The sequence below is a fragment of the Archaeoglobus fulgidus DSM 4304 genome (assembly GCF_000008665.1).
In the GTDB taxonomy this organism is placed as follows: Archaea; Halobacteriota; Archaeoglobi; order Archaeoglobales; family Archaeoglobaceae; genus Archaeoglobus; species Archaeoglobus fulgidus.
The window spans coordinates 2,064,708-2,088,186 of the sequence record NC_000917.1; the positions used below are offsets into that span (position 1 = coordinate 2,064,708).

Annotated in this window: 32 protein-coding genes, 1 tRNA gene and 2 pseudogenes; 15 read left to right on the top strand and 20 right to left on the bottom strand. The window is 49.1% G+C overall.

The features are described 5' to 3' along the window. Nucleotides 1–19 precede the first annotated feature (19 nt). Both AF_RS13930 and AF_RS13620 read left to right on the top strand, forming a co-directional pair. On the top strand, nucleotides 20–172 hold the full coding sequence (locus AF_RS13930; protein ID WP_372430047.1) for a HEPN domain-containing protein: 153 nt from the start codon (nucleotides 20–22) through the stop codon (nucleotides 170–172). Further along, nucleotides 123–362: pseudogene (locus tag AF_RS13620) on the top strand (HEPN domain-containing protein); the annotation flags it as partial. The gene AF_RS13930 and the pseudogene AF_RS13620, both read left to right, overlap by 50 nt. On the opposite strand, the gene AF_RS11620 reads toward AF_RS13620, so the two are convergent. The 4 genes from AF_RS11620 to AF_RS11635 are packed head-to-tail and all read right to left on the bottom strand — an operon-like array spanning nucleotide 363 to nucleotide 4,617. After that, nucleotides 363–836, bottom strand: a complete 474-nt coding sequence (locus AF_RS11620; RefSeq protein ID WP_010879795.1) for a YkgJ family cysteine cluster protein — start codon at nucleotides 834–836, stop codon at nucleotides 363–365. It abuts the pseudogene before it with no gap. After that, nucleotides 833–1,930 carry a glutamate-cysteine ligase family protein gene (locus AF_RS11625; RefSeq protein WP_010879796.1) on the bottom strand — a complete coding sequence of 366 codons (1,098 nt, stop codon included), beginning with the start codon at nucleotides 1,928–1,930 and terminating at the stop codon, nucleotides 833–835. The genes AF_RS11620 and AF_RS11625 overlap by 4 nt, the downstream gene beginning before the upstream one ends. An 8-nt stretch (nucleotides 1,931–1,938) precedes the next feature. Continuing rightward, nucleotides 1,939–3,132 carry an anion transporter gene (locus tag AF_RS11630; protein WP_010879797.1) on the bottom strand — a complete coding sequence of 398 codons (1,194 nt, stop codon included), beginning with the start codon at nucleotides 3,130–3,132 and terminating at the stop codon, nucleotides 1,939–1,941. Next, on the bottom strand, nucleotides 3,133–4,617 hold the full coding sequence (locus tag AF_RS11635) for an MFS transporter (protein ID WP_148183489.1): 1,485 nt from the start codon (nucleotides 4,615–4,617) through the stop codon (nucleotides 3,133–3,135). It abuts the gene before it with no gap. 175 nt (nucleotides 4,618–4,792) lie between these two features. Between AF_RS11635 and AF_RS11640 the strand changes: the two genes are divergently transcribed. The 4 genes from AF_RS11640 (at nucleotide 4,793) to AF_RS11655 (ending at nucleotide 6,828) form a co-directional block, all read left to right on the top strand. Next, entirely contained in the window at nucleotides 4,793–5,578 is a 786-nt protein-coding gene (locus AF_RS11640; RefSeq protein WP_010879799.1) for an MEMO1 family protein, read from the top strand. Between the two features lie 63 nt (nucleotides 5,579–5,641). Then, nucleotides 5,642–5,836 carry a MarR family transcriptional regulator gene (locus AF_RS11645; RefSeq protein ID WP_257640147.1) on the top strand — a complete coding sequence of 65 codons (195 nt, stop codon included), beginning with the start codon at nucleotides 5,642–5,644 and terminating at the stop codon, nucleotides 5,834–5,836. A 5-nt stretch (nucleotides 5,837–5,841) separates the two neighbouring features. Further along, nucleotides 5,842–6,327: a rubrerythrin family protein gene (locus tag AF_RS13785; RefSeq protein WP_143274479.1), complete on the top strand. Its 486-nt coding sequence runs from the start codon at nucleotides 5,842–5,844 to the stop codon at nucleotides 6,325–6,327. 45 nt (nucleotides 6,328–6,372) lie between these two features. Continuing rightward, entirely contained in the window at nucleotides 6,373–6,828 is a 456-nt protein-coding gene (locus AF_RS11655; RefSeq protein ID WP_010879802.1) for a MaoC/PaaZ C-terminal domain-containing protein, read from the top strand. On the opposite strand, the gene AF_RS11660 is transcribed toward AF_RS11655, so the two are convergent. The 7 genes from AF_RS11660 to AF_RS11690 form a co-directional block, all read right to left on the bottom strand. After that, on the bottom strand, nucleotides 6,806–7,249 hold the full coding sequence (locus AF_RS11660; protein WP_010879803.1) for a methylated-DNA--[protein]-cysteine S-methyltransferase: 444 nt from the start codon (nucleotides 7,247–7,249) through the stop codon (nucleotides 6,806–6,808). The two genes, AF_RS11655 and AF_RS11660, sit on opposite strands and share 23 nt — an antisense overlap. Next, entirely contained in the window at nucleotides 7,249–7,773 is a 525-nt protein-coding gene (locus tag AF_RS11665; protein WP_010879804.1) for a nicotinamide-nucleotide adenylyltransferase, read from the bottom strand. The genes AF_RS11660 and AF_RS11665 overlap by 1 nt, the downstream gene beginning before the upstream one ends. Beyond that, nucleotides 7,770–9,326 carry a tetraether lipid synthase Tes gene (tes, locus tag AF_RS11670; RefSeq protein ID WP_010879805.1) on the bottom strand — a complete coding sequence of 519 codons (1,557 nt, stop codon included), beginning with the start codon at nucleotides 9,324–9,326 and terminating at the stop codon, nucleotides 7,770–7,772. Before tes ends, AF_RS11665 begins: the two co-directional genes overlap by 4 nt. A gap of 79 nt (nucleotides 9,327–9,405) precedes the next feature. Next, the gene (locus AF_RS11675) at nucleotides 9,406–10,005 is read right to left on the bottom strand and encodes an RNase P subunit p30 family protein (RefSeq protein WP_010879806.1); all 600 of its coding nucleotides are present in this window, start codon (nucleotides 10,003–10,005) and stop codon (nucleotides 9,406–9,408) included. After that, nucleotides 9,990–10,427: an RNA-binding domain-containing protein gene (locus AF_RS11680; protein ID WP_010879807.1), complete on the bottom strand. Its 438-nt coding sequence runs from the start codon at nucleotides 10,425–10,427 to the stop codon at nucleotides 9,990–9,992. Before AF_RS11680 ends, AF_RS11675 begins: the two co-directional genes overlap by 16 nt. Continuing rightward, entirely contained in the window at nucleotides 10,424–11,008 is a 585-nt protein-coding gene (locus AF_RS11685; RefSeq protein ID WP_010879808.1) for a 50S ribosomal protein L15e, read from the bottom strand. Before AF_RS11685 ends, AF_RS11680 begins: the two co-directional genes overlap by 4 nt. Before the next feature lie 17 nt (nucleotides 11,009–11,025). Further along, nucleotides 11,026–11,661 carry a 30S ribosomal protein S3ae gene (locus AF_RS11690; protein WP_010879809.1) on the bottom strand — a complete coding sequence of 212 codons (636 nt, stop codon included), beginning with the start codon at nucleotides 11,659–11,661 and terminating at the stop codon, nucleotides 11,026–11,028. A 52-nt stretch (nucleotides 11,662–11,713) separates the two neighbouring features. On the opposite strand from AF_RS11690, the gene AF_RS11695 reads away from it, so the two are divergent. Genes AF_RS11695 through cobS form a run of 3 tightly spaced genes read left to right on the top strand, consistent with a single transcriptional unit; the run spans nucleotide 11,714 to nucleotide 13,564 of the window. Next, nucleotides 11,714–12,259: a TIGR00454 family protein gene (locus AF_RS11695; RefSeq protein ID WP_010879810.1), complete on the top strand. Its 546-nt coding sequence runs from the start codon at nucleotides 11,714–11,716 to the stop codon at nucleotides 12,257–12,259. After that, on the top strand, nucleotides 12,217–12,876 hold the full coding sequence (locus AF_RS11700; protein WP_010879811.1) for a protein-L-isoaspartate O-methyltransferase: 660 nt from the start codon (nucleotides 12,217–12,219) through the stop codon (nucleotides 12,874–12,876). Before AF_RS11695 ends, AF_RS11700 begins: the two co-directional genes overlap by 43 nt. Next, a complete protein-coding gene (gene cobS, locus AF_RS11705; RefSeq protein WP_010879812.1) occupies nucleotides 12,869–13,564 on the top strand; it encodes an adenosylcobinamide-GDP ribazoletransferase in 696 nt (231 codons plus the stop codon). The genes AF_RS11700 and cobS overlap by 8 nt, the downstream gene beginning before the upstream one ends. On the opposite strand, the gene AF_RS11710 is transcribed toward cobS, so the two are convergent. From AF_RS11710 to AF_RS11720, 3 genes are read right to left on the bottom strand one after another with little or no spacing between them, the layout of a single operon-like run. After that, on the bottom strand, nucleotides 13,541–14,827 hold the full coding sequence (locus tag AF_RS11710; protein ID WP_143274480.1) for an RsmB/NOP family class I SAM-dependent RNA methyltransferase: 1,287 nt from the start codon (nucleotides 14,825–14,827) through the stop codon (nucleotides 13,541–13,543). The genes cobS and AF_RS11710 overlap by 24 nt on opposite strands. Next, complete coding sequence (locus AF_RS11715) at nucleotides 14,824–15,108, bottom strand: DUF424 domain-containing protein (protein ID WP_010879814.1); 285 nt, start codon at nucleotides 15,106–15,108, stop codon at nucleotides 14,824–14,826. The genes AF_RS11710 and AF_RS11715 overlap by 4 nt, the downstream gene beginning before the upstream one ends. Before the next feature lie 8 nt (nucleotides 15,109–15,116). Further along, the gene (locus AF_RS11720; RefSeq protein ID WP_048064560.1) at nucleotides 15,117–15,527 is read right to left on the bottom strand and encodes a translation initiation factor IF-2 subunit beta; all 411 of its coding nucleotides are present in this window, start codon (nucleotides 15,525–15,527) and stop codon (nucleotides 15,117–15,119) included. A 75-nt stretch (nucleotides 15,528–15,602) separates the two neighbouring features. On the opposite strand from AF_RS11720, the gene aroE reads away from it, so the two are divergent. From aroE to gatA, 3 genes are all read left to right on the top strand, one after another. After that, on the top strand, nucleotides 15,603–16,412 hold the full coding sequence (gene aroE, locus AF_RS11725) for a shikimate dehydrogenase (RefSeq protein WP_010879816.1): 810 nt from the start codon (nucleotides 15,603–15,605) through the stop codon (nucleotides 16,410–16,412). A gap of 116 nt (nucleotides 16,413–16,528) precedes the next feature. Further along, nucleotides 16,529–16,810, top strand: coding sequence for an Asp-tRNA(Asn)/Glu-tRNA(Gln) amidotransferase subunit GatC (gene gatC / locus AF_RS11730; protein ID WP_010879817.1), 282 nt, complete (start codon nucleotides 16,529–16,531; stop codon nucleotides 16,808–16,810). Further along, on the top strand, nucleotides 16,807–18,180 hold the full coding sequence (gene gatA, locus AF_RS11735) for an Asp-tRNA(Asn)/Glu-tRNA(Gln) amidotransferase subunit GatA (RefSeq protein WP_010879818.1): 1,374 nt from the start codon (nucleotides 16,807–16,809) through the stop codon (nucleotides 18,178–18,180). The genes gatC and gatA overlap by 4 nt, the downstream gene beginning before the upstream one ends. A 21-nt stretch (nucleotides 18,181–18,201) precedes the next feature. Here the strand turns inward: gatA and AF_RS11740 are convergent, their stop codons facing one another. Next, the gene (locus AF_RS11740; protein ID WP_010879819.1) at nucleotides 18,202–18,591 is read right to left on the bottom strand and encodes a hypothetical protein; all 390 of its coding nucleotides are present in this window, start codon (nucleotides 18,589–18,591) and stop codon (nucleotides 18,202–18,204) included. After that, entirely contained in the window at nucleotides 18,588–18,866 is a 279-nt protein-coding gene (locus tag AF_RS11745; protein ID WP_010879820.1) for an AF2331 family protein, read from the bottom strand. Before AF_RS11745 ends, AF_RS11740 begins: the two co-directional genes overlap by 4 nt. Nucleotides 18,867–19,104: 238 nt before the next feature. Here AF_RS11745 and AF_RS11750 point away from each other — a divergent pair, with 238 nt between their 5' ends. Then, a complete protein-coding gene (locus tag AF_RS11750) occupies nucleotides 19,105–19,551 on the top strand; it encodes a flavodoxin family protein (protein ID WP_010879821.1) in 447 nt (148 codons plus the stop codon). Here AF_RS11750 and AF_RS11755 read toward each other — a convergent pair. Then, nucleotides 19,544–20,662: an aconitase X catalytic domain-containing protein gene (locus AF_RS11755; protein ID WP_048064561.1), complete on the bottom strand. Its 1,119-nt coding sequence runs from the start codon at nucleotides 20,660–20,662 to the stop codon at nucleotides 19,544–19,546. The genes AF_RS11750 and AF_RS11755 overlap by 8 nt on opposite strands. Beyond that, nucleotides 20,653–21,462, bottom strand: a complete 810-nt coding sequence (speE, locus tag AF_RS11760; protein WP_010879823.1) for a spermidine synthase — start codon at nucleotides 21,460–21,462, stop codon at nucleotides 20,653–20,655. Before speE ends, AF_RS11755 begins: the two co-directional genes overlap by 10 nt. A gap of 33 nt (nucleotides 21,463–21,495) precedes the next feature. On the opposite strand from speE, the gene AF_RS11765 reads away from it, so the two are divergent. Next, nucleotides 21,496–22,008: a hydrolase gene (locus AF_RS11765; RefSeq protein WP_010879824.1), complete on the top strand. Its 513-nt coding sequence runs from the start codon at nucleotides 21,496–21,498 to the stop codon at nucleotides 22,006–22,008. On the opposite strand, the gene AF_RS11770 is transcribed toward AF_RS11765, so the two are convergent. Together AF_RS11770 and AF_RS12780 are read right to left on the bottom strand one after the other, a co-directional pair. Beyond that, the gene (locus AF_RS11770; protein WP_010879825.1) at nucleotides 22,009–22,752 is read right to left on the bottom strand and encodes an alpha/beta fold hydrolase; all 744 of its coding nucleotides are present in this window, start codon (nucleotides 22,750–22,752) and stop codon (nucleotides 22,009–22,011) included. An 84-nt stretch (nucleotides 22,753–22,836) separates the two neighbouring features. Then, nucleotides 22,837–23,161: pseudogene (locus AF_RS12780) on the bottom strand (IS481 family transposase); the annotation flags it as partial. Nucleotides 23,162–23,296: 135 nt separating this feature from the next. Between AF_RS12780 and AF_RS11775 the strand changes: the two are divergent. Then, nucleotides 23,297–23,369: transfer RNA gene (locus tag AF_RS11775), tRNA-Val, on the top strand. Nucleotides 23,370–23,479 lie beyond the last annotated feature (110 nt).

A 23,479-nucleotide genomic window follows, 5' to 3' on the forward strand; every position in this document is an offset into this window, starting at 1 on the left:
AAAATCTGCTGAAGTGCTGATGGACATAGTTCCTGCCGACAGTATCTACCACAGTCAGCAGGCTGTGGAAAAGGCCATTAAAGCAGCACTTGTTTTGAAGGGAATAGGTCAAGGAGCACAGAGTTTCCGGCTTATTTTACGACGAGTTCGTCATTCTGTACCCCCAGCTTGAGGAAATTTACGAAATAGCTGTGGAGCTCGAGAAGCACTGGTTGAGAACGAGGTATCCGATAGACTACTCAAAAGGAGTCTGGAATCCGCTTGACGCTTACAAAAAAGATGATGCTGAGAGGTATTTCAGGCTGGCAGAAAGGTTCGTTAAGGAGCTTGAGAAATTTTTGGAGGAGGAGTTCGGTGTTTAGCTAACTCAAAGGAAACTCACCAACCTTCTCAGTTTCAGGTTCGTCAATCTCCAGAATCCTCCTCAAAGCCCTTTCATCGAGTTCTTTAACGAGAGTCTTAATAGCTTCCACAGCCCTTTCGTACTGCTTCCTGTAAATCCCCTCGTTTTGCCTGAGAAGCGTTACAATCGGGCATATTGACTCCTTTTTGAGGTATATATCAATTTTACCCTCCCTCAGGTCGAAGGTGAAAGGTCCTGCAACGCAGGTTTCGGGCTTGATGCTGTGAATCAGGCATTTCTTCTCTTTCTCATCAAAAAACACGCAGTAGCCGTTTTCCTTCATCTTTGGATGTGTGTATTCTTCAAAATCGAAAAGCTCTAAGCTTATTCCGGAATCCAGCAGAATCCTCAGCCTCCTTTCAGTAATTGGAGGTTTGGCATCGATGCAGCACTTCCCACCGCATCTGGAGCAGACTTCGTAAAAGTCAGTCATAAGTACACCTCGTTTCTTTCAAGGCATCTGGAAAGCTCCTCGCAAAGGCTGATTATTTCCTCCCTGCTAATCTCAGGCATGTTCATAAGGATGCGCTCTCCCAGACTGCCCTCCTCGATTCTCAGTTTCACGACCTTCATATACCTTCTCTCCTCCTCATCGGCGTGCTCTTTTGACTTCTTTAACAGCTCCTTTAACTCAGGCTTCAGCTTCTCGGTTCCGCTCCTCATCGCGCTGTTGAGCTTCTCAATCAGCACATCTACTGGCAGTTCTTCAAGTTCAGCTCTAAGAATTGCTCTGATGAACGCTGTAAGAGCAACATCGCTCTTGATGCACTCCTGCTCGTCCATCACCTTTATCTCAAGGCATTTCCTGCTGAACCTCACTATAACACCTCTCGAATTCACCCACTCCCTGCAGAGGACGTAAGCTCCTTTTCTTCTCAGCTCCTCGTAGATGCCGTTAAGAATGCTCCTGTATTCCTTTAGGCTGGATATTCTTTCTGGAATTACATCGTTGCAGATTTCCGGAACTTCCTTCTGGTTTATGCGGTAAAAGTAAAGTCTTGTGTCAACGTAGTAAGACTTCCCCTCGCAGATTGGAGAGGCTGAAGCTACCGCAGCAATGTAGGGAAGCAGAACTCTTATCTTGTTGTGAAGCTCTACCGCTTCCTTTTCGGAAGAAAAAGGTATGTTCAGCTGATAGCTCTGGATGTTAAGCCAGCCATGCTGTTTTATGTTGAAAAGCCTGTCGTAGGCTTGGTATATCCTTCTGTCTCTGTGATTCCAAACTTTGGCATCCTCAAGCCTGAGAAGGGGGTGCATTCCCAGTCCTAAAAGTTTGTAGCCGTCCATAACGCTAAGAAGCTCCTCAACGCCTTCCTGCATAGTTTCTTCGAACTCGGATAGGCTTTCAAAGGGCCTTGCAGGTTTTAGCTCGATAACGTGTTTCTGCAACTCCTTGCCTATTACCACTCTGCCCAGTTTTGCCTCGTTAACTGTTCTACCCCCTATCTTCTTTAGTATCTCATCTGAAATGGGAACAGGATTGAAGTTCTCATCGTTTATAGAAAATTCGTGCTCGGGACCAATCATAACCCCACCTACGTAATGTAAATCAGCAAAGCTCCAACCAGCACGGTTGCAAAGGTTACAGGAACTCCAGCCTTCAGATACTCGAAAAAGGAGAGGTGGACTCCATGTCTCTCCGCGCTCTCAGCCACTATAAGGTTTGCAACGCTCCCTATCAGCGTGAGGTTCCCGGCGAAGGTTGAGGCCATTGCAAGAATTAGCCAGAAGTCTGCAGCCGCACCTTTAGCTGCTGGCAGGACCATCATCACGAATGGAACGTTGCTGACCAGATTACTTCCCGCAACGGTGAGAAGGCTGAAGTAAAGGTAGTCGGCAAAACTCTCGCCAAAGCTCAGCATCGAAAGGATTTTCTCGCCGTAGCTCTTCTCAAATCCATGCATAACAATGAAGAGGTTGCAGAATAGAAGCAGCAATCCCCAGTCAACCTTCTCGAGCGCTTCTCTCGGCTTTACTCCACCTATAGCAAACATTATTGCCGCTCCAATGAAGGCTGAGAGCGAGACGGGATAGAACTCGGTGACAAAGAGAATTAGAACTAAAGCGAAGGTGAGCAAGCCCTTTGCCGCTAACCTCCTGTTGAGGTTCACCTCGATTTTTCCATTCCTGAGTTTACCAAGCTCCCCTCTGTAAAGAACGTATATGACCGAATAAACTATGAAAATCCCCGCTACTCCAACGGGAAGCATTTTTGCAGTGAACTGAACAAATCCAATGCCCGATTTCAGACCTATTAGCATGTTCTGCGGATTTCCGATTATCGTTACCGCACTTCCAACATTGGCGGATGTTGCGAGGGCAATCAGCAAAGGAATTGGGCTGATTCCAGCTGAAAGAGCTACCCTGACAACCACGGGGGTCATGAAAACGCAGATGGTGTCGTTTACAAAAAGTGCCGAAAGGAATCCGGATGAGAAAACTATTGTGAAGAGCAACCTCTTCCCGTTTCCAGAAAACCCCATTATCTTCGAGGCGAGCCAGTCGAAAAAGCCAGCAATTCCAAGGTAGGCTGTCAGGACCATCATGCCGAAAAGGAGCATTATCGTGTTGTAGTCTATGGCTCTGACAGCCTCTTTGAGGCTCATCACACCAAAGGCGAGCATTAAAGCGGCACCTATTGTCGATGCTGCCGGCCTGTCCATTTTGCGGTAGAAGCTCTGAAGAGATATCAGTGCATATGTTAGGATGGATATCAGAAGCTCAATCATTTAAGACCCCTTATTCAGGTCCTCAGGAATCGAGGGGAGAGGTTCGAGCGATGGCTGATAGTTGAGGGAAAGAGCTGAAAAGCCGGATTGATTAGCGAATTTAACGTAGTTGCTTGTGTTGGGAAGCGGAATGTGCATTGCAGTCATAAGAGAGCAGATGTCGGTTATAACTGCACGCTTCATTTCAACCTTCACCGTCTGCTCGTCTTTGGCATTTTCCTCATCGAAGAGCCTGAGCATCTTAATGGCTGCGAGTGAAATAGCGGCTGAAATCAAAAACAGGAAGTCGTAGGAGGCGAAGTGCAGGGCGGGAACTTCCAGAAAGCCTAGTGACGATTCGATGTCAATCTTCACAGCAAAGTTTGCGGAAACGAAGAAGGAAGCTACAATTCCACCAGTTAAAGAGCCAGCAGCTCCGAAAACTGAATTGATGACGTAGTTCAAGGCGTAGTATGAGGCGGATGAGCCCTTTGGACTGATCTTCGCAACGACGTTCATCAGAGCAATCCCCGGCACTGATGTGTAGAATCCATCAAGAACGTAAATGACAACGAGCAGTGGAAGCGTAAACAGGTGCCTTTCAGGCATGGTGGTGAAGGTAAACAGAAACGCCGCAATGGAGAAGGCTGTAAAAGACAACGCAAGCACGGGCCTGTTTCCGAACCTGTCCATAATTCTTCCCGAAATCCTCAGGAAGTAAATCGAGCTAAGCTGGCTTACTGCTGTGAGGGCAATAACAATCCAGACCGGATACTTAAGCACGGCAATTATGTAAACAGAGTAGAAGGGGAGAGCCAATTCTGAGGCAAATCTCCACAGTGAGGTTCCAGAAATTAGCTTCAGGAAGTTTCTGTTTTTCAGAGGTGCTTTAAGACTCCTTCTGCCCGTTTTGCCCACCTTAACGTCATCTATCCCGTTGATGAAGTAAAGGCTGACCATACCCGCAATGAAGGCCGTTGAGAAGAGGAGCGGGAAAGTTGCTGAGCCGAGCAGGTTGAATATAACTGTGAAGGCGAGAACTGCGAACAGTGAAACCAGCTTTCCGTAGGCCATTCTGGTGGAGTAGTATTGCCCCCTGATGCTGTCAGGAATCAGATCCCTCATCCACGAACTCCACGGAGCGGTTGAGATTTCCTTGAAAACGTTGTATATCGCAAAGAAGGCGATGAACATTACGAGGTCTGAGGCGGAGAGTACCGCAAACGCCATTGCGAGAAGAGAAATCCTCGAAACTGCGTTTGAAACGAGAGAAAGTTTCTTTCTGCTGAACTTCTCGGCAAAAATTGCTGAGGGAATTTGTACAAGCTGAGAGAGGTAGGGGGTTGCTGCAACGAGTCCAATTAGCAGCGGTGATGCATTTCTTGACGCAAGGTATGAGCTGATTATCGACACGGTCAGAAGGGAGAACATTATCTGAGATGCTAATCCGTCAAAAAGCAGGTTTCTGAGGCTCCGGTCCAGATCAATTTCCTCTTCGCCGTCCATACGTGGTCTTCTTCCGTGCGAGGTAAACATCCTGTATTTAAACCTTGCCGTCGCAGATTTTAGGTGAGTAACAGCAGGATTAGTAGTTGAAAATGTTGGTCTTGAAAAGTTCAAGAAGGCTCCTTCCACTCTAAAACTGAGCAAAAATTTTTACTTTCGGAATCGCATTAAAATTATGAGACACCCAAGAGTGGCGGGGAGCTTCTACCCTGCCAATCCCGAATCGCTTCTCGCGATGCTGAGGGAGTACACCTATCCAGCAAAGGACGAAAGCGTCATTGCCTGCGTTTCTCCGCATGCCGGTTACGTTTACTCCGGAAGGACAGCCGGAAAGGTTCACTCCTTACTGCCGGATGCTGAAACCTTCGTCATTGTCGGGCCCAACCACACGGGCTACGGTCTGCCGGTAGCGGTATCGACGGACACGTGGCTGACACCTCTCGGCGAGGTTGAGGTGGATACGGAATTCGTTGAAGCGATGCCCAAGATAATCACAGCCCCAGACGAGATTGCCCATCGCTACGAGCACTCCCTCGAGGTCCAGGTTCCTTTTCTCCAGTACCTGCACGACGACTTCAAAATCGTTCCAATCTGTCTCGGAATGCAGGACGAAGAGACTGCGATGGAGGTGGCGGAAGAGATTCTGACGGCTGAGAGGGAGACAGGTAGGAAGGTGGTTGTAATAGCCTCATCCGACATGCACCACTACCTGCCCGACGAGGAATGCAGACGGCTCGACAGCATAGTAATCGATGCTATTCTGTCGATGGACGTTAAAAAGTACTACGAAACAATTTACAGGCTGCAGGCGAGCGTTTGCGGTTACGGCTGCATAGCTGTTGCTATGTACTACTCAAAGGCCAAGGGGGCGAGAGCTGAGCTCGTTGACTACTCGACAAGTGGTGACGTTGCAGACAGAAGCCAGGTAGTTGGTTACGCAGGCATAGTTTTCAGAGTTTGATTTTAAAAACATTCTCTAAAATTTTTTCCGAATATCGAACCTAAGCTTTAAATATCGGAAATAATATTTAACGCTATGAGCGACCCAAAGCAACTTGTTCTTGAGGCGATGAAAAGGGCGGGAAAGCCAGTGAGGCCGGGCGACATAGCCAAAGAGACTGGACTGGACAGCAAGGAAGTCTCGAAAATAATAAAGGAGCTTAGGAAGGAGGGACTCGTCCACTCGCCAAAAAGATGTTATTATGCGGTGAAGGAGTGATGTTTATGACAACGGAGGAGAACTTAAGAAACGCCTACGCCGGAGAGAGCCAGGCGATGGTGAGATACAGAATTTTTGCCGAAATAGCCCGAAGTAAGGGGCTTGAGGGAATCGCAAGGGTGTTTGAGGCTGCATCCTTTTCCGAGTTCGTTCACGCCAAGAACCATCTAAAGGTTCTTGAAGATTTGAACGACGTGAGGAAGAACCTCGAGACCGCCTATGCGGGAGAGACGTATGAGATTACGGAAATGTATCCAAGGTTCTACGAGGAGGCAGAAAAGGAGGGCAACAGGAGAGCGATGAACAGCATAAAGTGGGCTCTTGAAACGGAAAAAGTTCACGCTGGTATCTTCAAAAGGCTAATTGAGAGCGGAGAGGACTACAGGGACAAAATCTACGTCTGCCCGGTATGCGGGTACGCGATGGAGGGTGAAGCTCCTGAGAAGTGCCCGCTGTGCAACACACCAAAGGAAAAGTTCGTCGAATTTTAATCAAATTTAGCGAAATTTCTTAATATTTTTTGTTACACTGCCTGCATGAAGAACCTCTATTTCGAGGATTTTGAAATCGGAATGAAAGTCGAGAGCGCGGCGAGGACTGTAACCGAGGCGGACATAGTTATGTTTGCATCGCTAAGCGGGGACTGGAACCCGATACACACGGATGCGGAGTTCGCCAAAAAGACTATTTTTGGTCAGAGAGTTGCTCACGGTCTTTTAACGCTGTCCGTCGTGGCAGGGCTTCTCGTGAGACTCGGATTGACGGAAAGGACAATCGTTGCTTTCTACGGAATCGACAAGCTTCGGTTCACGAACCCCGTCTTTATTGGGGACACAATAAGGGCCGTTCTGGAGGTTGTCGGGAAGGAGGACAAGGAGGGCAAGCCATACGGAGTCGTTGTTTACGACATAAAGGGCGTGAACCAGAGAGGGGAGGTTGTCATAACTTATACCTCAAGGGCTGCAATACTCAAAAGACGCCCTCAAGCCTGAGCAGCCTCTTCTTCAAACTTTTTCCATCAATATCGGAGCAGCTTACCGTGTATCCGCCAATCTCCTTTTTACCAACCACCCGATGGCAGGGGATGATCACAGGCAGAGGGTTTCTCTTGACCGCCTGTCCTACTGCCCTGGGTGAGGTGTTAAGGGCTTTGGCGATATCTGAGTACATCCTAACCATACCGTACGGAATCCTGCTGACCTCCTCAAGCACCCTTCTTGTGAAGCTGCTTGCCTTAAGCCTGTAGGGTATCCTGACCTCAACCCTTTCCCCCGAAAAGTACCTTTCAAGCTGCCTTGCGTATTCGGAATCTGAGGAAGAAAAAGATGGATACGTTGAAAAGTAGGACTTTACTGCCTTCCCCCCTTCCATAACAACGTTGAAGTAAAGCTCTCCCCACTTAACCGAGAACATCAGAAGTCCCTGCCGGAGATGTCCCTCAGCCTCTTTATACCGTCTATCTCCTTTATTATCTCAGCTACAGATTCTGGAACGTACTTCTCCCAGTCCTCACCTTCGAGCATCTTTCTCCTGATTTCCGTGCCGTGGTACTCGTTTCGATTGTACATTTTCGTGTGCATCACTTTGAAGCCCGCTTCTTTGAAAAGCCTGTAAACGAGCGGATTGTTGGTGTAAACAACGTCAAATGGAGGTACCATCGAGCAGACGTGCGCGACCCAGAGGCTGTTTCGGTATATGTCCTCTAACGGAATTATGTAAACCTTCTTATCGATTCCAAGCTCCCTCTTTATCTCGTCCACGGCTCTGTCAATCATCAGAACTCTCTCTCCTGCCGTGAAGGGGTTTTCGAGAGAATGGCTTTCCTGCGCGCTGCCTATCCCTATTATAAGCTCGTCCACCTTCTGCAGAACGTTCTTGACAACCTCGTGGTGTCCGAGGTGGTAAGGCTGGAACCTTCCGACGAAGAACGCTCTCATCTCGGTCTCCGCACGGCCCTTTTTATGTCATCTTTCAGCTTCCTTCCCGTCCTTTTCTCCCACTCTTCGATGGGTATTCCGTACTTCTCGTGTATAGCATCCCTGTACCTTTCGGGAATAACATTGAAGGTGCAGAAGGGGATGATTCTGCCATCGGGGCTGCCGTAGTGAATTTCACAGCGCTCAACCCTCGCAATGTCGTAGTTGTATAAATCCTGGAAGTGCATCATTCCGATGAAAAGGGACTTTACATGGAACTCTCCGAGGGTGGAGTAGTCGTGCTTGATTAGCACTTCGTAGAGAATCTTTGCAATGTTGAACCCCTTCGGAGCCTTTGATGTGTCCACGAACTTTCTCAGGTCAATAATGTCTTTGATGGCTCTTATTGTCTTCATCCTGCTTTTGGCAATCTCCTCAGCCTTCTCGTTGAGGAACTCAAAAAGCCCTTCGACGTCTACGAATCTCGTTATGGGGATGAGCCTGCCGTTATCCTTGAAGATGTAGGTTGCCATACCACATGCAAAGTGCGTTGTTAGCTCATACTGCGGCTGGCCTGTGAGGGCCTCGACAAATCTCGAAATGGGAACGACGCTCGGAACGGGGTAGAAGTCCTCTCTGCCAATCTCTCCGTTCGTCTGCTCCTCAATTGCCTTTATGCAGTCCGGAATCGTTATGCGGAACTGCTCCCTCTCCTTTCTTGGCATGCTCCCCACGAGGCTGACCGGCTGGAAGTTAACACCCCTTACGATATCGATGTTCTCAGCTGCGAAGCGAATGATGTCTCCAAGCTGGTGGTCGTTGACGCCTTTAATGACAGTTGGAACGAGCACAAGTCCGAGCTGAGCCCTTCTGCAGTTTTCAAGAATCTTCGGGATTTCGTGATGGTTCTTCGGATTGGTTTTTTCATCAACACCATCGAAGGATAGGTAGACCGTGTTAACCCCCGCCACTCTAACTCTGAGAGCGAAGTCAGGGTCCTCGGCAAGCCTTATCCCGTTTGTGTTGAGCTGGATGTGGTCGTACCCCTCCTCCTTTATCATTCTGATTATATCAATCAGGTCATCCCTCAGCGTTGGCTCTCCTCCCGTGAGCTGCACCGCGTTGCAGCCGATTGGCTTCATGTTCTTCGCCTTCCTGACCATTTCGCGTATCTGCTCAATCGTCGGCTCGTAAACGTAGCCAGCCCTTCTGGCGTAGAAGAAGCAGTACCAGCATGCCAGGTCACAGCGATTCGTCAGAACGATGTTCAGCAGGGCTGTGTGGCTCTTGTGGTTGTTGCACAGCCCGCAGCTGAAGGGACAGGTAGTGTTCTGTGTGATTGGAGTTGAGATGCCGTGACCGTCGGCAGCGAACCTCGCTGCCTTCTTGAACATCTCGGCATCTCCCCAGTAAACGTCAACGAATTCTCCATGCTCCTCGCAAACCTTTCTGATCATTACTTTGCCGTTCTCCTCGTAAACCTCAGCCTCAAGAATTTTCAGGCATTCAGGACAGAGGGATTTTGTTTTGTAAGGGAGCCTGATATCCTTTAATTCCGATTCAACATTCTGCATTATGATTAAAACTGTTCAAGAGTTTATCAAGTTTTCTGTTGGGGTTTGGGCTTAATTAACCGCTCCCGTAGTGTAAAATCTACACTACACCGGAATTCGAGAGCTGCTCAACTTCAAATCCGTCCATAATATAATTTTCGTCGAAGTACCTCCTGACAAGCCTTTGCGCATACAATCTCGCCTTCGGTATTTCGGCCCCAAAGAACTTAAAGAAGGTTTCGACCTGCTTTCTCGTTCTCAGCTCATATTGGTTTTCCGCCGCCGTTGTAACTATAAATGGCACGTCAAATTTCCTGATAACCATTATTTCCTGCCTGAGCCTTTCGAAGAGGTGCATTCTCTTGTAGCCCTCAGTCCTCAGAAACTTGGACAAGCTGAGCTCAATTGCAACGTCCTTCTCGGCAGCGAGCTTCAGCGTTGCGTAATCCAGCTCCCTGTCCTCCCAGTCAAGAATAACGTCAACCCTTCTTCTCATCACAGCCTCTCTGCAAACAGCCTCCTTACCGATAATGCCGACTATGGCCCTCCTTTTAACGCCTCTGAGCTTTTTTCTCAGTTCCTCCGGAGAGTTCGCCCTGATAACAATTCCACAGCCTTTCGGTTTTTCGAGCATGAAAACGTAACTTTTAAAGCCTAAATCAGGCAAGTTCTCGGGAAAAAACCTCAGGAAATCGTACATAGCTCTCTGGCAAACTCTATGACTTTCTCACGCTTCGATGGATAAGTTACGAGCCTCAGCTTTACCGCTATGGGGTCTCCCCCACTTGTGAGGGAAACTTCTCCAAGATAAGCTTTTTGCTTATCTATTCTGATGTGCAGAACATTCTGCTCGTCTATTCTGTCCTCAAGAGTGCTCAAAATCTCTTCAGCCTGCTCCCCAAGAAGCTCGAGAAGATTCTTCCAGAACTTCTTTATTTCGGAGCTTTTTGTAAGTTCAACCTCGAGATACTCCATCGGGTTGCCGTAATGGCCTTTGGCCTTGCTCACAGCAATCTCAAACTCAAAGGGAAAAAGAGTGGAAATAGCTTCTCCAACCTTTTCGCGGTCTTCTGTTGAGTGGACAACTGCGGATACTCTAACCCACTCAATCTTTCCTTTCATCTGCGCTTCTTCCTGAAGTTAGCTCTGAGGCTTGGCCTGACCTTCTCCGCTCCTCTGCCCTTTCTTCTCAGCCCTCTCGCCTTCCTTCCTGCCGAGGTCAAACCGCGGTAAACTCTTCCTCTGGTTCTGCTAACCCACGAAAGCTGCGGATCGCTCTTTATGGCCGGATGGTCTCTGTCAACCAAAATGACCTCAAACCACTTGTACCTCCCATCCTCACCGACCCAGTAGGAGTTCAGAACCTCCATGTTGGGGTACTTCCTGTTCGCCCTCTCCTCAGCTATCCACTGCAGGTTTTTTTTCGGCGTTCTTCTGTTCACCATCAGTCCCTTGCTCTTCCTTCCCTTGTTGGGCCTCGTTGCTCTTCTCCCTCCCCTTCTGATTCTGACTCTAACAACTATGATTCCCTTCTTCGCCTTGTAGCCCAATGCTCTCGCCCTGTCGAGCCTCGTCGGGCGTGGAATTCTAACAACCGCAGGCTCCCTCCTCCACTTCTGCAACCTGTGCCACATTAGCTCTCCAACATACCCCTCGTACGGTCTCTTCCAAGCTTCTCTGATATAAGCATACATCGACTTCATCTTCACCACCACGCAACTCAGGCAACAGCCTCGGCAACAGCAGGCTGAGTTTCAGCCTCAGCAGGTTCCGCAAGAAGCTCAATTTTCCTTATCTCAACCCTCCTGATGGGGTATATCTTCTTGGCATTCTTGTAAATCTCCGCCGGAACTTTGCCCAGAACGCACTCCTGAAGGAACTGGACGAAGTTGAGCGAGCTTGCCTTTTCAACGACTATCTGCCTCATTATTGCCCTGATTGCCCTCTTCTGGCTCGTCTTGCACCTCCTGACAGTAAAGACGACCGACTTAACCCTAAGCTTGTATCCGTCAGCAGTGGTAACATCAACTATGTCCTCAATTTTGCTCGTTCTCCTCCTCGTCAGGCTGTTGAGGTACTCTCTTGTAAGCTCAAATCTCCAGAACTTGGTGTAGGCGTTGTCACCAGCCACCCTGTAAACCTTGAAAATGAGCTTCTTGTAGGTGTTCTGGTTGGAGTAGTCGTTGGTGAGCTCAGCCAGAGTTGTCTCCACCGTCCTCCCCACGACCTTGCTCGCATCGTCAGCAGGTGTTTCTCCAAGCTCTGCCATTCCGAAGTACTCAGGAGCGATGAGCGTAAACCACTTTTTCAACGTCCATTTATCCTTAACTCTTGCAGCCCTTCTCTTTCTCGCCATGCTTTTGCAGTTTTGAGGGGACAATTAATAAAACTTTTGGAGACGATAGTTCATGCTAACTCTCCTGATGTGTGGCGGGAAGGGAACGAGATTGGGAAGGGGAGAGAAACCCCTCTTCGAGGTTTGCGGGATGAAGCTCATCGACCACTCGCTGCTTCAATACAAAGATTTCGACGTCATCGCCATAACTTCCCCTCACACGCCAGCTACGGAAAGTTATCTCGCTGAAAAAGGTGTGGAGGTTTACAGGGCTGCGGGGAAAGGTTACATCGAAGACTACAGCGAAGCTTGCAGGGAGCTTGCCATCAACGAGCCTGTTATCGTTGCTTCGGCCGACATAGTCTATATCAGAGATATAGCCTTTGACATAGTTGATGCTTACATGAAAACGATAAAACCCGCTCTCACGGTGGTTATGGAGGGTGAGCCGGTGGGAGTTAACATAATTGATTCTCTCCTGATCAACACCTGGCAGGAAGAAGAGATATATAGCATCGAGAAAGATAGTGTCGTAAACGTAAACACCGTTGCTGATGTTGAGAGGGCTGAGAGGTTATGGACTACGATGAGAAAAGAGAGAGGCTGGCAGAGAGATTGAGGCAGGAGCTTAACCTGAGCAGGAAAGTTTACGAGGCGATAAGAAAGGTGCCCAGACACCTTTTTGTGCCCGAGAGCTACAAAAATGAAGCTTACGTTGACACACCCCTCCCAATAGGCTACGGCCAGACGATAAGCGCACCCCACATGGTCGCGATCATGTGCGAGCTTCTCGATTTGAGGGAGGGGGATAAGGTCCTCGAGGTGGGCACGGGTTGCGGATATCACGCCGCTGTGACTGCAGAAATTGTCGGGAAGAGCGGGAAGGTGATATCCATCGAGTACATTCCTGAACTGGCGGAGAGGGCTAGGGCGATTCTGAAGGCGCTTGGGTACGACAATGTTGAGGTGATAGTCGGCGACGGGAGCAAGGGCTACGAGAAAGAGGCTCCTTACGACAAAATCTACGTCACCGCTGCGGCGCCTGACATCCCCAAGCCGCTGATAGAGCAGCTAAAGCCCAGAGGCAGGATGGTCATTCCTGTAGGTGACTCCGTGCAGTGGCTGATAATCGTGGAAAAGGATGAGAGCGGCAATGTAAGGAAGAAGAACTGGGGTTCTGTGCGATTTGTGCCCCTAAGGGGCGAGTACGGCTTCAAAAGTGTGAGGTATGATTAAGGCAATCAGATCAGCAATTTCCTTTTTAACGACTCTGCCGTTAGGTGGAGACGTTGAGGAGCTTAGAAAAAATCTCTGGCTTTTCCCCTATGCGGCTATCCTGATTGCACTAATCGTTTCCGTTCCTCATTTCATCAGGAATTTTGTCGATATCAGGTTTTTGGCTTTGGTGCTCTACCTTGGGGCTGAGGGCATAAACCACGTTGACGGTCTCGCTGACTTCGGGGATGCTCTCTTCGCTCCCAAAAACCGAAAAAGAGAGGCAATCAAGGACCTCAACACCGGAGCGGGTGGTGTTGCTGTTGTCGTTGTTTACTTTCTCCTGCTTTACACCCTGCTCTACCGCTCAGACTTCTGGGAAATAGCCCTATCCCAGGTTCTCGCAAAGTACTCCATGCTACTCCTGATGCTCCTCTCCAGGCCTTCTTGGGACGGAATGGGCTCGTATTTTATGGAGAAAATTTCCTCAAAGGACGTTTTCATCGGTGCGGTTCCCGTCGTGCTTCTCTGCTACAAAGTGGGCATCGAATCTTTAGCAGCGCTCGCTTCGGGATTTGCTGTGGTGCTCCTGCTTAAGGCCTACTCTGAAAAGCACTTCGGTGGAGTTAATGGGGATGTTATAGGCTCCGCCAACTGCCTTACCTTCGCCGCCTCTCTTTCAGCGCTAACCATCGCGGGTCAGCTTTGAGATGAAGAACCCCGCAGTATCGTGGAGATGTGGAAAGCTTCTCACGACCTTTTCCCAGTCCCTGAACAGCACACCTCTAAACTCCCTTACACCCCTTCCGAAGGGCGAGGGGAGGGGCAGAATCTTCGCCCCGGTTTTGAGCAGATTCTCCTCATTCTCCTCGAAGGTTATGCTGCAGGTTGCATAAACGACTTCATCGGCATTCCTCAGGGCGTTGGCAATCATCTTCCTCTGAACCTTCATTGTAGCTCTGAACTTTCTTTCGTCGAACGTCCACTTGACGTTTGGCTGGGATGCGTAGTTGCCAGTTGAGGAGCACGGTGCATCGACGAGAGCCTTGTCAGCCTCACACTCAAAAACGCATCCATCGCCGAGCTTTATCTCAACGTTTTTGACACCAAGCTGCTTCAGCTTGCTCCTCATCCTTCGCACCCTGCTCGGAGAGTTGTCAACCGCCACGATTCTTCCTTCATTTTGCATCAGCATCGCCATGTGGGCGGTCTTCATTCCTGGAGCGGCGGCAAGGTCGATGACCACGTCTCCCGGAGATGGGTTGAGGGCATGCGAAACGAAGCACGATGCCAGGTCCTGTATAACGTACTTTCCTTCCGAGTGCCAGTCAAGTGAGGCTGGATGCTTTTCGTAACCTTTAACGCGGAAAACCTCATCCAGAAAAGTCTCCTCCAGAATGACGCCGTTCTTCTCCAGATACTCTCTAACAGATTCCACAGACCCTTTCAGCTCATTAACCCTCACGTAAGTTGGGGGATTCCTCAGGTTTGCCTTCATCAGCTTCAGCGCCCCATCCTCACCGAGAAGTTCGATGGCGTACTTTACAAACCACTCTGGGTGGAAGTATGTGAGGGAAAGTTCCTTCAGCCTGCCCTCTGCCTGAATATCAAGCTTTTCCACTTTGCGGAGAACCGCATTAACAAGAGAGGCCTTTCCCCTTTCCCTTGCAATTCTCACAGCAGAATCTGTGGCGAGAGCTGGATGCACGCCTTTGTACTTCATCTCGTAAACGGCAATCCTGAGCAGGTTTCTGGTAAACGGGTCGAGCCCGTCGAATTTTTTGAGGGTTGATTTAAGGAAGTAGTCTATTGCGTTGAGCCTCTTGAGAGTTTCAACGCTGTAGGCGTGAACGCTACCCCTTACCTTGTAGTCAAAGCCCCCGGCAAGCTTCTGAACAGCCGACTTTACCGAAATTCTGCTCCTCTCGACCTCGGCCAGAACCTTTGCAGCAATCTCCTGGGTGGGAATCACATTACTACCATCTGAGCGTGCGGACATCCTCCTATGTAGAGAACTCTATTTCTGTCGATGATGCCGATTCTTGCAGCAAGCTCCACCGCTTTTTTGCCTGTTATGTTCGCAATCGTTGCATTCCTCAGCGCTCTCTTAACCTCCTCCTCTCCGACCTCTTCGCTACCGTAGAAGCTCTCCTTGACTTCTATTTTCAGATCTCCCTCTCTGAAGGTTTTGCCCACTATGTCCGAATCGCAGACGGCAACGAGCACTTCTCCCTTCACTCTGTAAACTCGCATTCTGAACATCAGATGTTTCTCACCGGGTGCTTAGCTCCACAAGCAAGGCAGCGGAGCATCAGCACTCTCTCCTCTTTGATGAATTCCGTATCGGGAGAGTTGCACTCTCTGCATAGGACGTAAAGCCTCACGTAATCGTCAACCTCTTTCTGCAGCTCGCTCTCCGTAAACTTGCCCTGAAGAACCAGCCTTCCGTTGTCGATGAAGCCGGCAGTACCGAGCGACTTGACGATGTACTTGTACAGGTGATCCTCACTTCTGTTCAGGGTTTTTGCAATCTGTGAGAAGTTCTTCAAAATCGTTCTCGCCCCCTCTCTCTGAATGCTAACTCTCGGTATCTCGAACCTCTCCCTTCTCACCACATCCTTATCTGCAAGCTTCTCGAAGGCTCTTTCAAGGAGTTCCTCGTAGCTTCTCATCACCGATACTCTGCCGCTTTGGATAAATACTTACCGCTCCGAAAACCCTTTTTTACTGCATGACCACTATGAGGCATGCTCTACCTTGGCGTCATAGGTTACCCCATCAAGCACTCAGTCTCTCCCGCAATGCACAATGCAGCTTTACAGCATGAGGGGATAGAGGGGATTTATCTGGCTTTTGAGGTTAAGCCAGACAGGCTGAGGGATGCAGTTTTCGGTGCTAAAGCCTTGGGATTCAGGGGGCTTAACGTCACGATCCCCTTCAAGGAGAGCGTCGTGGAGTTCGTTGAGCTTGAAGGTGAGGCGGCTAAGATAAAGACAGTGAACACCATCGACCTTGTTGAGATGGTGGGATACAACACGGATGTTTATGGTGTCAAGGCAGCCCTTTCGGGAACCGAGCTTGGTGGGAAGACTGCGCTGGTTGTTGGTGCAGGCGGGGCGGGGAAGGCTGCTGCATTGGCTTTGCTGGATATGGGCTCAACTGTTATCGTTGCAAACAGAACCGAGGAGAAGGGGAGAGAAGCGGTTGAAATGCTGAGAAGATATGGGGAGTGCATTTTCTGGCCTTTGAGCAGAGTAGAGGAGCTGAAAGGGAAGGTGGATGTTGTTGTTAACGCCACACCTCTCGGAATGCGGGGATTTAAGGCAGAAATTCCGGTTCCGCCTTCAATGCTCGATGGAGTTGAGCTGGTCTTTGACACCGTTTACAATCCTATGGAAACCCCGCTGATTCGTGAGGCGAAGAAGAGGGGCTGCAAGGTCGTTTACGGCATAGAAATGCTCGTCCATCAGGGGGCAAAGGCCTTCGAAATCTGGACGGGCATTGAGCCTGACGTTGGGGTGATGAGGGAGGCTGCTTTGAGGGCTTTGAGGTTTTGAGATTTTTGGTTTGTTGTACATTCTGTGACATCATGGAATAATTCCCTCATCTAAAGGCACACCCCCAGCCCCCAAAACTAGAAAAACCATTTATTACCCACCCTTAACCACCCTTCATGGTATCCATCGAGGATGTTTACCACACTGCCGAGCTCGCAAAAATTGAGATAACTGAGGAGCAGGCGGAGAAGTTCAGGAAGGAGTTTGAGACGATTCTCGATTACTTCAACATCCTCGACGAGGTCGAGGAGGATGTTGAGCCCACCTTTCACGTTCTTCCCCTGACCAACGTCTTCAGAGAAGATGAGCCGGGAGAGTGTCTGAAGCAGGAGGAGGCTTTGAGCAACGCGAAGCATAAGGAGGAGGGCTACTTCAAGGGGCCGAGGGTGGTGGAGTGAGGATTGCAGAATGGAAGGAGAAGGTTGAGAGTCAGGGATGCTACGATGCCGTCTCTGAGATGCTCGAAAGAATTGAGAAGAGCAGGCTGAACGCCTACATCACTGTCTGCAAGGATGAAGCGCTGAAAATGGCCGAGAAGTATGACAGGGGGGAGCTTAAGGGTAGGCTTGCGGGGATTCCTGTTGCTGTTAAGGACAACATCTCAACAAAGGGCATTCTCACAACCTGCGCCTCCAAGATGCTCAGCAACTACAGGCCTGTTTTTGATGCCCATGTTGTCGAGAAGTTGAAGCAGGAAGGGGCCATAATCATCGGCAAGGCCAACATGGACGAGTTTGCCATGGGCACCACAACGGAAACCAGCTACTTTGGAGTTGTGAGAAATCCCCACGATGAAGCGAGAGTTGCAGGAGGGAGCAGCGGTGGGAGTGGTGCGGTAATCGCTGCAGATGAGGCTGTTCTTTCGCTGGGAAGCGACACTGGGGGGAGCATAAGGTGTCCAGCAAGCTTCTGCGGAGTTTACGGGCTGAAGCCAACCTACGGCCTCGTTTCGAGGTATGGCTTAATTCCCTACGCCAACTCCCTTGAGCAGATAGGGCCGATGGCAGACAGCATCGAGGATCTGGCTCTGCTGCTTGAGGTGATAGCGGGCAAAGATACGAGGGACTCAACCAACGCAGGAAGGGAGTTCAGGTTTGAGCCAGAGGACAGGAAGCTGAGGGTTGGCATAATTGCGGAGATGGGAGGAAATGATGACGTCATGAAACGCTTCAACGAAGCTGTTGAGGTTATCAGGGAGAAGCATGAGGTTGGAGAGGTGAGCATGCCCTCCTTCAAGTATGCCCTCGCTGCGTACTACATCATCGCCATGAGCGAGGCTTCATCCAACCTCGCAAGGTATGATGGAGTGAGATACGGCTTCGCCCTTGAAAAGCTGGACTCTTGGCGGAGGTACTTCTCGAAGGTTAGGGCAGAGGGCTTTGGTGATGAAGTGAAGAGGAGAATAATGCTCGGCAGCTACGCTCTGTCAGCAGGCTACTACGGAAAATACTACCTCAAGGCGCAGAAGGTGAGAACGCTCGTCATAAGGGATTTCAAGAAGGCCTTTGAGGAGTATGATGTTCTGATTTCGCCAACAATGCCAGCACTGCCCTTCAAGATCGGGGAGCTGGCCGACCCGCTGACAATGTATAAAGCTGATGTGAACACCGTCCCCGTGAACCTTGCGGGATTGCCTGCCTTGAGCGTTCCCGTCGGGATGGTTAAAGGCCTGCCGGTTGGCCTGCAGGTCATAGGGAACTACTTCAGCGAGAACACCCTGCTGAACTTCGGTAAGTGGGTGGGGGAGAGGTTTGGCGAGGGAGATTAGGGGCTGAAAACATCAAAACAGCTAAAGGAAGCCGAATTCTGCCAAGTAGAAGTGCAGGTTCGTCAGAAACTCGTTTAAGGAGTGATAGGGGACGATTATGCAGCCTGAGTGAAAGCGCAGTGAATCGTCAATTAAGCTAACAACAACAGGAATGGCTCTTTTTCCTGTTAAGGCAGAAAACCTCTCGCAGCGCCTTCTGTGCTTCTCTGCCTCTCTTCGCAGCTGGGAAGCTCTGTACCTTGAGGCTGAGTATAGCTTGGCATCGAAGCACAGCACAATTCCGTAGCGCTCGGCCACAACGTCAATCTCTGCCCTCCCCTCCTCATCTTTGAAAACGAACCTGAACTTCGTTGAGAAGTCGTGTGCCTCGCAAATCCTCCTTACTTCCCCCTCAAACTCCTGCCATCTCATCTGATTGCGTTTCTACCCGCCTCGCTCAGCTTCTCCTTCTCCACAAAAACGATGGCGTACTTCATCATCTCGTCAATCTCGTCCTCGTCCGCATCAAAGATGTCTGCTGGAAAGGCAAATTCAGCAAAGCAGTACTCCTTCTCCCCAACCATTGACTCGGAGAGCTTCTTGCAGAAGTCCGTCACATCGCTTGAGACGACGACAACAACATCATCCTCCAGATGCCCCTCAAGAAACTTCAGAAAGCTCTCCTTGCTGAAGACGTAGGCTGGCATAAAAGGAGTTGGCTGAGAGGTTGATAATTTTTATTGTTTTGGTTGAGGGAGTTTTAAAGCCCTGTCAAATTGGTTTCAAAACCATCTTTAAATACTGAAAAATATGGCACCAGTTTAAGGCAGAAGGGGCTGATGAGCAGTGGAGTTCTACAAGGTTGGATTCTGTTCAATATATGCATGCTGCTATCCGACTTTCCTATGCCCCAAACCTTTTTGAAAATCAAGCAAAACAAAGCTTGTGAACCTTTACTTCTTCACCTTCACCGGCAACAGCAGAAAAATTGCGGAAATGGTTGCAGATGAGCTCGCTGTTGAGTTAAGAGAAATCAAGAGCCTCAGGCTTCCCTACATTGCATGGCTTCTGCTCTCCTTCGTCCCCTGCATGGCAGTTAAAATTGACGTCCAGCCTCCGACAGGTAAAGAAATAATCCTTTGCTTCCCGAAATGGACTTTCAACTGCCCACCTGTAACAGCCTTCCTGAAAAAGTTCGCTAAAGGCAGGGAAATCCGAATGATAATCTGCTACGGTGGCTTTGACGAGAGAAGATATGCCGAATTTTACAAAAGCTTCGCTCTGAAGTGCGGAGCCAAAAAAGCTGATTACTTGCTCGTTAAGAGGAGGGAGCTAAGAGAGAACCCGGAAAAGGTTCGGGATAACATCAAAAAATGGCTGAAGATCAGCTAACGGCCGTCTCGACGCACTTCCTTAAGTCGCCAAAGGCTACATCAACATCCCTTTTGTTCGGGAGGTAGTACAGCGCCTTTCCAGAGTTCACCATAATGCACCTGAACTTTGAGGTTGCCGGTGACACCACCATGCAGGTGTCCGAGAAAACTTTTACGCCAAGTTCCTCAAGCTTCTGGACGATTTTTTCAGCTTTTCTCGCAACATCTCTTGCTGTAAACACCCAGAACTCTTTTTTGGCTTTTCTGCCCCCCATCAGCTTTAAGATCGTTTCAAGCTCCCTGACAGAGGCGTGAGGACATCCAATTGTGATTAAATCTGGCTCACACGCCCTTTCAAGCCTATCGTCAACCTCGATTTTTTCAGCCGGCTTCTCAAAATCCTTCCACTCGGGAGTGTAATTTTCAGCATGAAACATCACGGTATTTCCGGTTGCGGCAAGCGCCGCACCGAGAAGCTTTAACTCCTCCTCAGTCACGCTCCTGTCAAAGACGAAGTAGGGTATTTGGTCTCTCAACTCCCTTCCAGCCTTGTAACCCGCTGCTGCAAGGTCACCCTTTAGCCTGACGAAGATTGTCGGTGCCCTGTTCTCCTTTATGTGCACACCGTAGTAGGGAATTTTGCCGATTATGGCAGCAGCTATTGCTGATGGCCCGCTCTCCCTCTCAGTTCTCGCCCCTATTATGGAGTTTGCGTAGACTATTGCAGAGCTTTCAGCCCAGGCCAGATGGTCGCCGAACTCTGGCCTGAGAAGGTAGTAGGGTGTGCACGTCAGAGTCATCCTAACCCCAAGCCTCTCAAAAACTCTCAGAACGCGCATCTGCTTCTCATGGAACTCCTCATCTATACCCATCTCCCTCCATCTCTCCACATCCATGCCCGCAGGATTGAGCGTTGCGGGAACTTTCAGCTTGGCATCAAGACTTTCAAGCCACTCCAGTCCAGCTTCACCGATGTTGTCGTAGCTAACCCCGGAAATGTGCGCCGATTTCACCTCCACAAGCCTTTCGGCCTCATTTGCCTCTCCTTCTGCAACAAGAATTTCCATGCACTTTCTTATTGTATCGTTGTCACTCTCAAGCAGCCTCTCCTCATCCTTTGTCAGATACATGCTTCCACCTCCTTTTTGAGCCACTCAGGCAAAGCAAATGCAGCTCTGTGGACATCAGGGTTGTAGTGAACGGTTTTCCCCTTTATTCTTTCAAATCTTTCCTCAAGATTGCTGAAGTCGTATTCTCCACCAATTATAAAGCTCCAGAGGGCAAGAGGGTAGGTCGGAACGCATGACAGGTAAACATCCCTCCTTTCAAAGGGGGCGGAGTTGACAAGCAGCGTTCTGAAGTACTCCTTCTGAATTAGAGGAGACTGAGACTGAAGGCTTATCACATCGCATTTTTGCCTCGCAAGCTCGAAGAACTCTCTGTCGAAGAGCGTGTCGCTAACACCTACTGGATCAGTGCTGTCCACTATGATCACATCAAAAATCTCGCAGTCTCTCAGAAACTCCTTTCCATCCATAATCGCTATCTCAACCCTCTCGTCCTCGAATGCACCGTGGTCAATCTTCAAAAACTTTCTTGATAGGTCGATAACGTTCCTGTCTATGTCAACCAGCACCGCCCTCTCAACATTGTGCTTCAGAACCTCTCTCAGCGCTCCACCGTCACCACCACCTATGACCGCAACCTTTCTCGGATTTTCGTGGGAAAGCATCGGAACGTGAACGAGCATTTCGTGGTAGAAGGGTTCATCAAGTTCTGTGAGCTGAATTTTTCCATCGATGACGAGCATTTTTCCCATCGATTCGGTCTCATAAATCTCGACTTTCTGAACCCCTTCTGCCTCGTAAAGCTTCTTTTTCACTTTGATTGCCAGGCCGCATCCGTCGTAGTACTCGAAGAACCAAACCATAAGCTAATAAAGGATTGACGGGATTATAAACCTATGGCTCTGGTCGTGGTGGACGTGCAGGAGAAGCTTGCCCCACACATTGAAGGAATTGAAGAGATGCTGAAAAGGACGGTAAAGCTCGTTAAAGCTATAGTCGCCTTAAAACAGCCGGTTATCTTCACAGAGCAGATAAAGCTCGGCAAAACGGTTGATGAGCTTGCTGAATACGCTGAAGAGCCAATAGTAAAGTCTACCTTCAGCTGCTACAAAGACGAGAACTTCAGAAGAAAAATAGAAGAGCTTAAGCCTGAGAAAGTAATTCTGGCAGGAATAGAGGCGCACATCTGCGTTCTGCAGACAGCAATCGACATGAAGAGGGCTGGGTACGATGTTTACGTCGTCGCTGACTGCACAGGCTCGAGGAAAGCTGAGGACAAGGAAATTGCGTTAATGAGGCTCGCTGGTGAGGGAATAAAGCTTACCACGTGGGAGAGCATAGTTTACGAGCTTCTCGAGTCTGCAGAACATCCTGCGTTCAGGGAAATTCTACAGATAGTGAAAAATTGATTACAGCTTCTCAATAAAATTTTTTAGGGCTCTGTTAAACTCATCGGGCTTTTCAAGCATAACCATGTGGCCCGCTTCCGGGATAACAACCATTTCCGCTGACGGAATGTGCTTTTTGAAGAACTCGGAGTACTTCACGGGTGTTAAAGCGTCTTTCTCCCCAACGATGAGAAGCGTTGGGATATCCACCTTTACTTTTCCGCTCCTGTAGTCTTCGAGAAGGTCGAATCTGTCGCAGAGGGAGAGGTCGAGATGGAGAACCCCCGCCCTCTCCGCAAAAACTTTAGAGAACTCCTTTGCAAGCTCTTGGTTCGAGAAAGCATACTTTGAAACCAATTCTGCAGCCTCTGCGGGCTTCTCCTTAAGCATAGTTAGAATTTCGGGCATAACTCTTAGCCTTGCCCCTGTTCCAACGAGCACCAGAGCCTTCACAACCTTCGGATACTCAAGATAGATTTTCTGTGCAACCGCTCCTCCGAGGCTGTGACCGACTATAACAGCCTTGCCCATGAGCTTTTTCACGGTCTTTGCAACGAAGTAGGCGTAATCACCAATGTCCCTTATCTCCGCCGCGCAGCTACGGCCGTGGTTAGGCAGGTCAATGGCGTAGCCTCCAACATCCTCAAGCTGCCTTTCCCAGAGAGTTGCATCGCATCCCGAGCCATGGATGTACATCACGTCTTTCTCCTTCCCTTTAAGCACGGAAATCTTCAGGGCGTCGATTTCGAGAGTTATTCTTTCCATGTTAAAGATTAATTTTTACGGATTATATAAGATTTTGGAGAATCAACGATCAAAACACAACTTGGCATCCCAATTATTTTCCCTTCAATCTGGAGGATGCTTCCACCAGAAAGCATTGCAGAGTTCATCCCACTCCAAACTTCTATGAGGCTTAATCTCATTATGCCATCCAACAACTGCTTCAACTGAGCCAAACTTTCCAGTCCCTCTCTCAACCTTTACTCTCGCAAGAATGTGCTTAACCTTCTCTCTGCTTTTCGCAGCAACGAATTGGGTTCGTGTTCGGTAAGAATCTCTTCAGGAATGCCATACTCAGCAATCTCTCTCAAAACCTTGATCCGTTCTCAGTCGTTGCCTCATCAAAAACACTAACAGTGATCAGCCTTGAAGCGTCGTCCATGAAGGCCATAAAGACTATTCTGAGTATGTCCTTGTTCATTAGCTTCCTCACGTGGCAAAGTTCGAGTGTAAAGTTATTTCGGGATACTACAGATAAGCACAGTAACCGTAAAATTCATAAGACATCCCTCAAACAGACAAACAGGGGCTCGTGGTCTAGGGGTCATGACGTCGCCTTGACGAGGCGAAGGTCGCCCGTTCGAATCGGGCCGAGCCCACTAAATTCTTAAATTTTTAATTTTGCTGCCTGTTCAGCTCTAAAAAAGCTCAATAATTTGTTTAAGGCTTCTGAAAAGTCATTTTTGGGTTTTTCTTCGAATAAGATGAT